Source organism: Agromyces sp. Y782, assembly GCF_059445405.1.
The window spans coordinates 631,915-644,338 of sequence record NZ_JCAIUG010000001.1 but is presented as its reverse complement, the minus strand read 5'-3'; the positions used below and the strand labels follow the sequence as shown (position 1 = coordinate 644,338).

At 69.7% G+C, this 12,424-nt stretch carries 9 protein-coding genes; 4 read left to right on the top strand and 5 right to left on the bottom strand.

Going from position 1 to position 12,424, the window contains the following annotated elements; genetic code table 11:
* Positions 1 to 55: 55 nt before the first annotated feature.
* The gene (gene xylA, locus AC1C2S_RS02930) at positions 56 to 1,246 is read right to left on the bottom strand and encodes a xylose isomerase (RefSeq protein ID WP_495351037.1); all 1,191 of its coding nucleotides are present in this window, start codon (positions 1,244 to 1,246) and stop codon (positions 56 to 58) included.
* Positions 1,247 to 1,448: 202 nt separating this feature from the next.
* Between xylA and AC1C2S_RS02925 the strand changes: the two genes are divergently transcribed.
* Positions 1,449 to 2,474: a LacI family DNA-binding transcriptional regulator gene (locus tag AC1C2S_RS02925; RefSeq protein ID WP_495351036.1), complete on the top strand. Its 1,026-nt coding sequence runs from the start codon at positions 1,449 to 1,451 to the stop codon at positions 2,472 to 2,474.
* Positions 2,475 to 2,682: 208 nt separating this feature from the next.
* On the opposite strand, the gene AC1C2S_RS02920 is transcribed toward AC1C2S_RS02925, so the two are convergent.
* The 4 genes from AC1C2S_RS02920 to AC1C2S_RS02905 form a co-directional block, all read right to left on the bottom strand.
* Positions 2,683 to 5,070: a beta-xylosidase/alpha-l-arabinosidase gene (locus AC1C2S_RS02920; protein ID WP_495351035.1), complete on the bottom strand. Its 2,388-nt coding sequence runs from the start codon at positions 5,068 to 5,070 to the stop codon at positions 2,683 to 2,685.
* 115 nt (positions 5,071 to 5,185) lie between these two features.
* A complete protein-coding gene (locus AC1C2S_RS02915; protein WP_495351034.1) occupies positions 5,186 to 6,085 on the bottom strand; it encodes a carbohydrate ABC transporter permease in 900 nt (299 codons plus the stop codon).
* Between the two features lie 2 nt (positions 6,086 to 6,087).
* Positions 6,088 to 7,080: a carbohydrate ABC transporter permease gene (locus AC1C2S_RS02910; protein ID WP_495351033.1), complete on the bottom strand. Its 993-nt coding sequence runs from the start codon at positions 7,078 to 7,080 to the stop codon at positions 6,088 to 6,090.
* A 2-nt stretch (positions 7,081 to 7,082) separates the two neighbouring features.
* Positions 7,083 to 8,381, bottom strand: coding sequence for an ABC transporter substrate-binding protein (locus AC1C2S_RS02905; protein ID WP_495351032.1), 1,299 nt, complete (start codon positions 8,379 to 8,381; stop codon positions 7,083 to 7,085).
* 145 nt (positions 8,382 to 8,526) lie between these two features.
* Here AC1C2S_RS02905 and AC1C2S_RS02900 point away from each other — a divergent pair, with 145 nt between their 5' ends.
* The 3 genes from AC1C2S_RS02900 (at position 8,527) to AC1C2S_RS02890 (ending at position 12,344) form a co-directional block, all read left to right on the top strand.
* Entirely contained in the window at positions 8,527 to 9,696 is a 1,170-nt protein-coding gene (locus AC1C2S_RS02900; RefSeq protein WP_495351031.1) for an ROK family transcriptional regulator, read from the top strand.
* Positions 9,697 to 10,107: 411 nt separating this feature from the next.
* Positions 10,108 to 11,382, top strand: a complete 1,275-nt coding sequence (locus tag AC1C2S_RS02895; protein WP_495351030.1) for a multidrug effflux MFS transporter — start codon at positions 10,108 to 10,110, stop codon at positions 11,380 to 11,382.
* A 278-nt stretch (positions 11,383 to 11,660) separates the two neighbouring features.
* Entirely contained in the window at positions 11,661 to 12,344 is a 684-nt protein-coding gene (locus tag AC1C2S_RS02890) for a phosphatase PAP2 family protein (RefSeq protein ID WP_495351029.1), read from the top strand.
* Positions 12,345 to 12,424 lie beyond the last annotated feature (80 nt).

Genomic DNA, 12,424 nt, shown 5'->3' with positions numbered 1-12,424 from the left:
ACTGCAGGGCGGGGTGGGCGGGGTGGGCGGGCGACGAGGCGGCGGCCGCGCATGGTCAGCGCGCGCCGAGGAGGTGCTCGGTGGCCAGCTGCTGCAGCCGCACGAAGCCGAAACCGTGGCCGCCGAGGTAGGAGTCTGCGTCGAAGTCCTCGAACGCCGATCGGTCGGCGATGAGGTCGTCGTAGCTCTCGCCGTCGCGCAGGGTGGGCTGTGCGAGCTCGTTCACCTTGGCGGCCTCGAGCGCCTGCTGCACCTCGGGGTCGGCGCGGAATGCCGCCGCCCGCTCCTTGAGGATGAGGTAGTTGGCCATGTTCGCAGCCGCCGAGTCCCAGACGCCGGTCTCGTCTTCGGTGCGTGACGGCTTGTAGTCGAAGTGGCGGGGGCCGTCGTACGTCGGGCCGCCCTCGGGGCCGCCGTTCTCGAGCAGGTCGACGAGGGCGAACGCGTTGTAGAGGTCGCCGTGGCCGAACACGAGGTCTTGGTCGTACTTGATGCCGCGCTGGCCGTTGAGATCGATGTGGAAGAGCTTGCCCTGGTAGAGCGCCTGCGCGATGCCGGCGGCGAAGTTGAGGCCCGCCATCTGCTCGTGGCCGACCTCGGGGTTGATGCCAACGAGCTCGGGGCGCTCGAGCGTCTCGATGAACGCGAGCGCGTGGCCGAGCGTCGGCAGCAGGATGTCGCCGCGGGGCTCGTTGGGCTTCGGCTCGATCGCGAAGCGGATGTCATAGCCCTTGTCGGTGACGTAGTCACCGAGCAGGTTGACGGCCTCGCGGTACCGTTCGAGCGCCTGGCGGATGTCTTTCGCGGCGTCGTACTCGGCGCCTTCGCGCCCGCCCCACATCACGAAGGTCTTCGCGCCGAGCTCGGCGGCGAGGTCGATGTTGCGCAGCACCTTGCGCAGCGCGAAACGGCGCACGTCGCGATCGTTCGAGGTGAATCCGCCGTCTTTGAAGACGGGGGCGCTGAACAGGTTGGTGGTCACCATCGGCACGATGATGCCGGTAGCGTCGAGGGCACCCTTCAGCCGGTCGATCTGGGTCTGGCGCGCGGCATCCGTCGACCCGAAGGCGAACAGGTCGTCGTCGTGGAAGGTGAGGCCGTAGGCGCCGAGTTCGTCGAGCTTCTCGACGACGTGCACGACATCGATCGGATGCCGCGTGGGGCCGCCGAACGGATCGGTGCCGTTGTAACCGACGGTCCAGAGGCCGAAGGAGAACTTGTCGTCGCGGGTGGGGGCGTTGGCCATGGGATTCGCCTTCTCAGCATCGTCGTTGATTTGTTGTGACTATCAACATAATGGTCGCAGGGGTCCGATGCAAGCTGGGCGGGACGATTTGTTTCGAAGCGCCGCATCGCCCGCGATGCTCGCTGGAGTCGAACTGCGAGGTCGCTCCTCGAGTCCCGCGCGGCACGCACCGCGGTGGGAGTTTCGCCGATACGATCGAAACATGACAGTGGACTCCGCATCCGATCGCGTGACACTCTCACGCATCGCCGATGAGGCCGGCGTCTCGCTGGCGACGATCTCGAAAGTGCTCAACGGCCGATCGGATGTCTCGCCGGTCACGCGCGAACGCATCGAGACGCTGCTCGCGACCCGTGGCTACGTGCGCCGCGGCGGCGCACGGAGCGAGGCGCGTGCCGACCTCATCGAACTCGTCTTCCACGAACTCGACGACATCTGGTCGATGGAGCTCATCAACGGCGTCGAGATGGTCGCCAAAGAGCGCGGGCTGAGCGTCGTGCTGACCGTCAGCGGCAGCCGTCACGCCCCTGATCCCGACTGGATCGAGGGCGTCATGCGCCGCCGCCCCGTCGGCGTCGTGCTCGTCTTCTCCGACCTCGCCCCCGAGTATCGTGAGCAGCTGCGTTCGCGCGCCATCCCGTTCGTCATCATCGACCCTGCCGGCGACCCTTCGCCCGACGCGCCGTCGGTCGGCTCGGCGAACTGGTCGGGCGGGCTCATGGCGACTCGGCACCTCATCGAACTCGGCCACCGCCGCATCGCCGCGATCACGGGCCCCGACGACATGATGTGCTCGCTCGCCAGGCTCGACGGCTACCGTTCGGCGATGAACTCGGCCGGGCTGCCGATCCGGCCCGAGTGGATCCGCTTCGGCGACTTCCATGTGACCGGCGGCTTCGAACGGGCCGGCGAGCTGCTCGATCTCAGTGAGCGACCCACCGCGATCTTCGCGGGCAGCGACCTGCACGCCCTCGGCGTGCTCGATGCTGCGCGGGCTCGAGGGCTGGCGGTGCCGCACGACCTCTCGATCGTCGGGTACGACGACATTCCGCTCGCCCGCTGGGTGACGCCGCGTCTGACCACCGTGCACCAACCGCTGCGGCGCATGGGCGAGGAGGCCGCACGCCTCGTCGTTCGCCTGAGCGACGCGCCCCAGCAGCCGACTCCCCGCATGGACCTCGCGACGAGCCTCGTCGAGCGAGAGAGCACGGCGCCGCCCGCGGCCTGAGTCGTCGCCCGGCCCGAGCCGCCCGCCTGCCGGCGCACTCGGCAGCTCGGGCAGGCGGGCGGCTCGGCCGGCTCGGCCCGGTCGACCGGGCCACTCGGGGGAGAGGGAGCGACCCAGCCGAGTACTCAGTCGAGCGGCGCGCGCCCGAACCGGTTCGCGTCGGTGCGGGCTTCGGCCTCGAGGCCCAGCACAGGAACGCGACGGTGACTCATCGGTCGACGGATGCTGCGTGATCGACCGCGATCGTCGGGTGCAGCCGTCGCTCGTGGTCGACGGCTCGGGTCTCGCCCACGAGTCGCACCGAGTGCGCGAAGACGAGGTCGGAACTCGACCGGCCCACGCTCAACACGATCTCGCCCGGCTCGACGGCACGCCGGCCGTCGCGGCCCGTGAACGAGGCGAGATCGGCGGGCACCGACATGCGGACCTCGGCAACCTCGCCGGGCTCGAGCTCGACGCGGGCGAATCCGATCAGCCGCTGCACGGGGCGCACGACGGAGGCGACCGGGTCATGCAGGTACAGCTGCACGATCTCGACGCCGCGGCGCTCGCCGGCGTTGCGCAGTGCGAGGCGCACCGAGACCTCGCCGTCGGTACGGATCTCGGCGAGGTCGCCGTCGAACGACAACCAGTCGATCGTCGAATAGCCGAGCCCGTGCCCGAACGCGAAGGCCGCCGTCGGATCGATGTTCGAGACGTCGTTGGCCCGCGCGAGGGGCGCGGCCAGGTACGTCGTCGGCTGCGAGCCGGGCGTGGCGGGCACGCTCACCGGCAGCCGGCCGCTCGGCTCGATCCGGCCGCTCAACACGCCCGCGATCGCCGCAGCGCCCGCTTCGCCCGCGAAGAACGCCTGCACGATCGCCGCGGCGTCGGTGACCGCTCGTCCGAGCGCATACGGCCGCCCGGTCAGGAGGGTCACGACCGTCGGCGTGCCCGAGGCGAGCACGGCATCGAGCAACTGCTGCTGGGCGCCGGGCAGGGTCAGCGACTCCACGTCGCACCCCTCGCCGCTCGTGCCGCGCCCGAAGAGGCCCGCCCGGTCGCCGAGCGCGAGCACCACGACATCGGCGGATGCCGCGAGCGCCGCGGCATCCGCGATCTCATCAGTCTCGCCGCCGTCGACGCTCGTGCCGCGTGCGTGCCGGATGTCGCTGCCGGGGTACTCGACCCGCAGTGCCTCGAGCACCGTGGGAATCTCGATGCCGATGGGCACACCGGGATGCTGCGACACGACGTGCGCGGGGAAGGAGTAGCAGCCGAGCATTGCATATGGGTCGTCGGCGTTCGGGCCGATGACCGCGATCGTCGGGGCGCTCGCGAGCGGCAGGGTGCCGTCGTTGCGGAGCAGCACGACGGCCTGCTCGGCCAGCCGTGTCGCGAGTGCGCGGTTGCCGGGGGAGTCGAGGTCGACCGAGCCGCGCAGCGACTCGGGCGCGGAGAGATCGAGGCCGGCGAGCACCGAGGGAACCGGTGACCAGTCGTGGTCGAGGAGCCCGAGTTCGGCCTTCTGACGCAGCACACGGCGAAGCGCCGTGTCGACGAGCGACTCGTCGACCACGCCTTGCTCGACCGCGAGTCGCAGCGGCTCGCCGAACGCCTTCACCGTTGGCAGCTCGACGTCGATGCCCGCCGCGAGTGCTGCACCCGCGGCCTCGGCCCAGGTGCCGGCCGTGCCGTGCAGCAGCTTCAGGAACGCCACCGCGAAGTAGTCGGCGACGACGGTGCCGTCGAAGCCCCACGTCTCGCGCAGCAGTCCGGTGAGCAGTGAACGGTCGGCCGCCGACGGCACGCCGTCGAGGTCGGTGTAGGCGTTCATCACGCTGCGGGCCCCGCCCTCGCGCACGGCCATCTCGAACGGCGGCAGCAGCACGTCGGCGAGCTCGCGCGGCCCGACCGAAACCGGAGCGAGGTTGCGGCCGGCGCGTGAGGCCGAGTAGCCGACGAGGTGCTTCAGAGTCGCGACGACACCCGAAGACTCGAGGCCGCGCACGTACGCCGTGCCGACGGTGGCGACGAGATACGGATCTTCGCCGATCGTCTCCTCGACCCGCCCCCACCGGGCGTCGCGCACGACGTCGAGCACCGGGGCGAGCCCTTGGTGCACGCCGACCGAACGCAGGTCATCGCCGATGCGGCGGGCCATCTGCTCCACCAGCTCGGGGTCGAACGAGGCACCCCACGACAGCGGCACAGGGTACGCGGTCGCGCCCCACGCGGCGAAGCCGGCGAGGCACTCCTCGTGCGCGAGCGCCGGAATGCCGAATCGGTTCGCGGCGACGATGCGCTCCTGCGTGCGCATGAGCGAGATCGCGCCGACCGCAGCGTCGACCGGGGCCGTACCGAAGGGACGCGTGAGCTGGCCGAGACCTGCAGGCAACAACTCGTCGAGGTCGACATCGTCGGTCAGGTCGTGCTGGTGCGGCGCGACGTCGCCGCCTTCGTCCGACGCGCCGACCCACACCCCGTAGAGCTGGGCGAGCTTCTCATCGAGGGTCATCTCGCCGACCAGGTGCTCCACGCGCTGCTCGATCGGGAGTGCGGGGTCGCGCCACGGGGCATCCGTCGCGATGGGCTGGGTGGTCTGTGCATCGGTCATGCCGTTTGGCTCCCGTCGGGCGCCGACGACACATCGTTCGGCGAGAGTGAAGAGGGGGTGAGCGGGCGGGCCGGGTCGGCCGCCGGGGCATCCGTCGCAGGGTCGATACCAGGTGTCATCCCTTCACCGCCCCGGTGAGGCCGCCGACGATCCGCTTCTCGGCGAACAGGAAGAACACGAGCGCCGGGATCATCGCAAGCGACGTGTAGGCGAGCACCGCGCCGGTGTCTTGCGAGTACTGCGTCGCGAACTGGGTCACGCCGAGCGGCAGCGGCCAGAGCTCTTGCGGCAGGGTGCCCGTGCTGATGACGAGCAGTGGCAGCAGATACCCGTTCCAGCTTCCGACGAAGGCGAGCACGCCGACCGTGACGAGCCCGGGCATCGACAGCGGTAGGAGGATGCGCCAGAAGAAGCCGATGCGCGTCGTGCCGTCGATGGCCGCGGCCTCTTCGAGCTCATCGGGGATGGCGCGCAGGAACGGCACGAGGATGATGATCGTCGTCGGCAGCGCGAACGCGATCGACGGAATGATGACTCCGAGGAAGCTGCCGTGCAGGCCGAGGGTGCGCAGCAGCAGTGTCAGCGGAAGCGCCGCGACGGTGAGCGGGAACATCAGCCCGGCGGCGAAGAGGAGGTAGAGCCCTTCACGGCCCCGGAAGGTGTATCGGGCGAGGACGAACGCGGCCATCACGCCGACGACGACGACGCCTGCCGTGGTGCCGAACGCGAGGATCATGCTGGAGAGCACATTGCCCCAGAAGCGCGGCGAGCCGAGTACGAGGCTCCAGTTGTCGAAGGTCCACGGGGCGGGCAGGCCCGCCGGATTGGCGTTGAGGTCGGCCGTCGTGCGGAAGCCGCCGATGAACACGTAGAGCACGGGCCCGATCGCGACCGCTGCGACGACGAGCGCGACGAGGTAGACGAACGGCTGACCCCAGTCGAAGCGCTGACGACCGGTGGGATCGCGTCGGGCGGCGATGCGGGAGCCGCCCGTGGCGGTGGAAGCGACCGACATGATCAGTTCACTCCTCTCGTGATGGAGCCGGCGAGATCGCGGCGAAGGGCGAAACGCTGGTAAACGAGTGCGACGACCAGCGAGATGAGGAACAGGATGACGGCGACTGCGCTGCCGAAGCCTGGCTGGCCGCCGAACTGGCCCTTCTCGACCATGTAGGTGGCCATCGTCGAGGTCGCATTGAGAGGGCCGCCGCGAGTGGTGACCCAGACCATGTCGAAGAGCTGCAACGCGCCGATGATCGACAGGAAGGCCCAGATCCGAATGGTCGGACCGAGCAGGGGGATGGTGATGTGGCGCTGGATCTGCCACCAGCTGGCGCCGTCGATCGCGGCGGCCTCTGCGAGCTCTTCGGGCACGCCCTGCAGACCGGCGAGCATGAGCAGGATCGCGAAGCCGACGTACTTCCAGGTGAGGATCGCGAACATCGTCCACAGGGCGATGTTCGGATCAGCGAGCCAGTTCTGCTTGAACGCGCCGAGGCCGACGGCCTCGAGCATGGTGTTCACTCCACCCTGCGGCTGCAGCAGGAGCTTCCAGGAGAGGCCGGCGATGACCTCGGCGAGCACGTACGGCACGAAGATGAGCAGCCGCAGCGGGCCACGGCCGCGCAGCTTGCGGTTCAGGAGCAGTGCGATGCCGATCGCGAGTGGTCCCTGGATCACCAGCGACAGCCCGAGGATCAGGAAGTTGTTGCCGACGGAGCGGACGAATGCGGGGTCGCCGAGCGCTCGCGTGTAGTTGTCGAACCCGACGAAGCGTTCGGGGTCGGCGAGGTCGTCCCACTGGAACGCCTGCGGCAGGTTGTAGAAGCTGTAGACGCCCGCGAGGAGCACGGGCAGGATCACGAAGCCGAGGAAGAGGATCAAGGCCGGACCGACGAACAGCACGATCTCGGCCCGCTTGCGCGCCTTGCCTGCCCCTGGGCGGGGACGACGGGCGGGGGTCGGGCCCGCGGAGACCGCGGGCCCGACCGTTTCGATGACACTGGTCATGGTTAGAGCGTCGCCGCCGCGTCCTGCATCTTCTTCACGATGTCCTCGGGCGTACCGGCGCCGCCGAAGAGGTTCACGATGCCCTCGTTCATGGCGTTGCCGACGGTCGTGCCGAATGCGGTGTCGAACCAGATCTGCACGAACGACGATGCTGCGAGGCCCTCGGCCACGGTCTTCAGGTTCGGGTCCTCGAGCGATGCGACCGCGCTCGGCACGGTGGGGATGCCCGAGCCACTTGCCGCGAACCGCGCCTGCACGTCTTCGCTCATGATGTATTCGAGGAGCTCGGCGCACTCCGGCGGTGCATCCGCGGAGCAGGCGAAGCCGTCGCCGCCGCCGAGCGAGGCGGTCGGGTCGCCCGCTGCACCCTCGATGCCGGGGAACGGGAACCATCCGAGGAATTCGGGCACTTCGCCGTCGGCCGTCAGTCCGCCGATCTGGCCGGCGTTCCAGTGACCCATGAGTTCCATCGCGGCCTGGCCGTTCGCCATGAGGCCTGCCGAGCTGCCGGCGCCGGTCTGGGCGGGGGTGCCGAGGAAGCCCTCTTGGAACGGCTCGATGCCGAGGAACGCCTGGAGCTGCTCGCCCGCCTCGACCCAGCAGTCGTCGGTGAAGTCGAGCTCGGTCTCGGATGCCTGCAACACCTCGGGGGAGCACGAGTGCAGCGCGAACTGGTACCACCAGTGCGCGGCCGGCCACTTGTCCCCTGCGCCGACGGCGATCGGGGTGATGCCCGCCTCGCGCAGCTTGCCCGCCGCGTCGACGAGATCGTCGAGTGTCGTCGGCGTCTCATCGATGCCGGCCTGTTCGAAGAGATCGGTGTTGTACCAGAAGCCCTCGATGCCGAAGGTGAACGGGATGCCGTAGGTCTTGCCGTCGACCTGCCAGGGGTTGACGGTGGCTCCGACGCTTTCGATGGTGTCGGGGATGGCCTCGTCGAGCTGCATGAGGTAGTCGTTGGAGACCTGGTCGCGCAGCTCTCCGCCGGGCCAGACCTGGAAGAGGTCGGGCGGGTCGCCGGCCGCGAGGGCGTTCGGGATCAGCGTGCGCTGGAGTTCTTCGTTCTGATAGCCGGTCTGCTCGACGGTGACCCCGGGATGGGCCTCCTCGAACTCTGCGGCGACCTCTTCCCAGACCGCTGGCAGCGGACCGGATGTGGCATTGTGCCACCATGTGAGCGTGACGTCGCCGTCACCGCCGCCGTCGTCACCGCCGCCCGCGGAACAGGCTGTGAGCGAGGCGACAGCGAGGCCCGCTGCTGCTGCGAGCGTGACGAGCCGTGTGGTGCTTCGTCTGTTCATCATTGAACCTCTCGAAAGTTTCGACTACCACGTCGAAAGTGATCTGGACGCCTTGAATATACGCGGCAATGGGATATGCCGTCAACCGCAACAAATACGGCGCGCCGAAAGAGGCCGATTCCGAGGCTCCCCCTAGAGTTGTCGCGTGGCAGAACGAGACGGCACCCTTGACGGTGTCCACCGCCGAAACCTCTCGAAACTCCTGGGGCTCGTGCACCTCGATGGGCCGCTTTCGCGCGCCCGGCTGACGGCGCTGACCGGATTGAACCGTTCGACCGTCGCGACCCTCGCGAGCGAGCTCGTCGACCTCGGTCTCGCCGTCGAGCGCGCTCCCGACCCGACCAACAGGGTCGGCCGGCCCTCTCCGGTCATCGCAGCCGACTCGAGCGTGCTCGCCCTCGCGCTGAACCCCGAGGTCGACGCGGTGACCGTCGCCGCCGTCGGACTCGACGGTACGGTGCAGGTGCGTGAACGGCTCGAGGTCGACCATCTCGTCGACCCCGAAGAAGTGGCGGCGATCGCGGCCGCGACGCTCGAGCGCTGGCAGGCGACCGCACTGCGTTCCACGCGGGTCGTCGCCGTCGGGCTCGCCGTGCCCGGCCTCGTGCGCGCATCCGACGGCATGGTGCGACTTGCGCCGCACCTGGGCTGGGCGGATGCCCCGATCCGCACGCTCGTCGAGCAGGCGACCGGCCTGCCCGTCACGGCCGGCAACGATGCGAGTCTCGGCGCGATCGCCGAGCACCTCTTCGGCGCCGGCCGCGACGTCGACGATCTCGTGTATCTGAACGGCGGCGCGAGCGGCATCGGCGGCGGCATCGTGCTCGACGGCCGTCTGGTGGGCGGCTCCGGCGGCTACGCGGGTGAATTCGGGCAGAACCGGCCGGGCATCGCCGACGCCGCCGACCGGCGTGCAGGCGGCGGGGTGCTCGAAGACGAAGTGAGCCGTGCACGGCTGCTCGGGGTGGCCGGGCTCGCCAGTGCCGACGAACCGACGCTCGCGGCGGCCCTTGCGGAGTCCGGTCTGCCCGAGGTCGCGGGCGAACTCGCGCGACAGCGCCGCATCCTCGCGACGGCCCTCGCAAACGCGGTGAACGCGCTGAATCCCTCGCTCGTGGTGCTCGGCGGCTTCCTCGCCACCGTCGCCGGCAGCGACCCCGGCGCCCTCGAAGCCGAGGTCGCCGAGCAGGCCATGCCCGCCGCGACTGAAGAGCTCGCGATCCGAGTCGCCGCGCTCGGCGAGGATCGCCTCATGATCGGCGCGGCCGAGGCCGCCTTCTCCGCACTGCTCGCGGACCCGCTGGCCCACGGCTGACCCCACCCCTCCCCTCCTCTCTGCGTTCACACCTGCATTCACACCACCCACCCACCACCCACTGACCCACCACCCACCACCCACTGACCCACCACCCACTGACCCACCACCCACCGACCCGCTCCTTGCAGCAATTCAGGAGTGCGCGCGGCGCGTCGCCGCGACACGCCGGGCCTGCGGGGCGCGACACGCCTCCGCTCCTGAATTGCTGCAAAGCGGCGGCTGCTGAGGCATTGCGTCGGGTGCCGCCTGAGCCGATACACTTGACGAGAGTCGAATCGATTCGAGGCGGTGCCGGTCGCCCCGAGTCCACGCATGACGGCGCCCCGCGGCGCCGTCATGCGTCATCCATCGGCGCCCGAGGGCGCGCGCCGTCTCCCGTTCACGCTCGAGCACGCACAGGAAACACGCATGTCCTCCACCGCCTCCATTCCCATCATCAGACCCGACGACTACGACCGTCCCGCGCACCCGGGCGAGCTCCTCACCGGGCGGCAGCGACTCGTCTACGTGCTCGTGCTCGGCGCGCTCACGGCGCTCGGGCCGTTCACGATCGATCTCTACCTCCCCGCCTTCCCGGTGCTGCAAGACGAGCTCGGCGTCTCGGCCTCGGCCGTGCAGCTGACCCTGACCGGCACCATGGTCGGGTTCGGCCTCGGTCAGCTGATCGTCGGCCCGTGGAGCGACAAGGTCGGTCGCCGGTTGCCGTTGATCCTCGCGACGGCGCTGCATATCGCGGCATCCATTGCGGCGGCCTTCGCGCCCGACATCGTGTGGCTCTCGGTCTTCCGCCTCCTGCAGGGCTTCGGCGCCGCCGCCGGTGGTGTCGTGGCCATGGCCATGGTGCGCGACCTCTTCGGCGGCAAGCCGCTCGTGCGCATGCTCTCCCGACTGGCGCTCGTCAACGGCCTCGCCCCGGTGCTCGCGCCCGTCATCGGCTCGCAGCTGCTGCAGGTCATGGACTGGCGCGGCATCTTCGTCGTGCTCGCGATCTACGGCGCGGTCGTCGTCGCGGCGGTCGGGTTCTTCATCATCGAGACCCTCCCGGTTTCGCAGCGTCACGTCTCGGGTCACTCGACCTTGCGCGATCGGTACGCTGCGTTGTTCCGCGATCGCGTCTACATCGGCGCGGCCCTGATCGGCGGTATGACCTTCACCGGACTGTTCGGGTACCTCTCGACCTCGTCGTTCCTGTTCCAGGAGGTCTACGCGTTCAACGCCCAGGAGTACGGCCTGCTCTTCGCCGTGAACTCCGTCGGCGTCATCGTCGGCGTGCAGACGAGCTCCCGTCTCATCCGCGGGCCGGTGCAACCGCAATGGATCCTCGCCGTCACCACGGTCGTGCACCTCGCCATGGCGATAGCGATCATGGTGCTCGACACCTCGGGTGCCGGGTTCTGGGGCACCGCGATCCCGCTGTGGTTCTACATCCTCGCATGCGGATTCGCCTTCCCGGCCGTGCAGGTGCTCGCCCTCGCGCACCACGGCGCGGAGGCCGGCACCGCCGCCTCGCTGCTCGGCGCGCTGAACTTCGGGTTGGCCGGCGTCATCTCGCCGCTCATCGGGCTCATGGGTGTCGGCAGCGCCGTGCCCATGGCGTTCGTGATGGTGCTGGCCGCGGTCGTTGCGATCGCCGCGCTCTGGTGGCTCGTGCGTCCGAAGACGGTGCCGCCGCTCAGCGACTGACCGGCCCGCGGCGCGCGAGCGACCGTGCGACTGGCCGTGCGCGTGCGACGGTGTGCGGATGCCTCGTGGCCGGCCACGAGGCATCCAACTCATCGCGCCCTGCTGCCCTGGTGCGCTGCGGTCTGGCTGCGCTTGATCTTCGTACGCAATTCAGGTCGGGAGGGGTGTCGCCGGCCCTCGCGGGCGGGCGAGAGCGCGGCGCGCCGAGTGCGAACCTGAATTGCGCACGGCTGAGCGCGGTGACACGGATGCTGCGGCGGCGCCGATAGCGTGAAGGCATGACCGACGAGTCCACTGAGAAGTCTCGTGCGAAGCGGGTCGCCCGTCGCGTGCCGCTCATCGCGGGAGGCGTCGCCGTTGTCATCGCCGCCCTCCTCGGCCTTCTGCTCACCGCCCGCTCGGGGGTGTTGCGGTTCGCCGTCGACGAGGAGTGGGCCGAGGAGGTGCTGAGCTTCCGCGGTCCGGTCGGCGACTGGTTCGCCTTTGGCATGAATTCCCTGGGCGGCGGCATCATCGGAGTGTTCGTAGTGCCGATCGGCGCGGCGCTCCTGCTGCTGATCCTGCGGCGTCCGTGGGCGGCGCTGTACTTCATCGTGGCGTCGGCGGCGAGTGCCGGAGTCGTGCAGTTGCTGAAGCACTTCTTCGGTCGGGCCAGGCCCGAAGACATGATCGTCGCATCCGACTTCGGTTCGTTCCCCTCGGGGCATGTTGCCAACGCGGCGACGATCGCGGTCGTCGTCGGCGTCATCGTGCCGCGCGTCTGGGTGTGGGTGGTCGGCGCCCTGTACACCGTGCTGATGGCGCTCAGCCGCACGTATCTCGGTGCGCACTGGGTGACCGACACGATCGGCGGCGCACTCGCCGGCGCCGGTGTGGCGCTGCTGCTGTGGGCGGCATTCGCATACCCGCTCGAGCGCGAGCGCATCGCGTGGGGCGAGCGGCGCACGCGTGCGGCAGGGTGACGTTCACCGCGCTCTGACGCGTCGCGCGCTGTGATTCCGGGCGTCGAGAGCGCGCTTCGTGTCGGTACTTCGGCGCTCAG

What these genes read in the sequence shown, in the direction of transcription:
- AC1C2S_RS02915 (WP_495351034.1), bottom strand. Translation starts at nt 6,085, where the DNA reads ATGTCGGTCGCTTCCACCGCCACGGGCGGCTCCCGCATCGCCGCCCGA.
- AC1C2S_RS02895 (WP_495351030.1), top strand. Translation starts at nt 10,108, where the DNA reads ATGTCCTCCACCGCCTCCATTCCCATCATCAGACCCGACGACTACGAC.
- xylA (WP_495351037.1), bottom strand. Translation starts at nt 1,246, where the DNA reads ATGGCCAACGCCCCCACCCGCGACGACAAGTTCTCCTTCGGCCTCTGG.
- AC1C2S_RS02910 (WP_495351033.1), bottom strand. Translation starts at nt 7,080, where the DNA reads ATGACCAGTGTCATCGAAACGGTCGGGCCCGCGGTCTCCGCGGGCCCG.
- AC1C2S_RS02920 (WP_495351035.1), bottom strand. Translation starts at nt 5,070, where the DNA reads ATGACCGATGCACAGACCACCCAGCCCATCGCGACGGATGCCCCGTGG.
- AC1C2S_RS02925 (WP_495351036.1), top strand. Translation starts at nt 1,449, where the DNA reads ATGACAGTGGACTCCGCATCCGATCGCGTGACACTCTCACGCATCGCC.
- AC1C2S_RS02890 (WP_495351029.1), top strand. Translation starts at nt 11,661, where the DNA reads ATGACCGACGAGTCCACTGAGAAGTCTCGTGCGAAGCGGGTCGCCCGT.
- AC1C2S_RS02905 (WP_495351032.1), bottom strand. Translation starts at nt 8,381, where the DNA reads ATGAACAGACGAAGCACCACACGGCTCGTCACGCTCGCAGCAGCAGCG.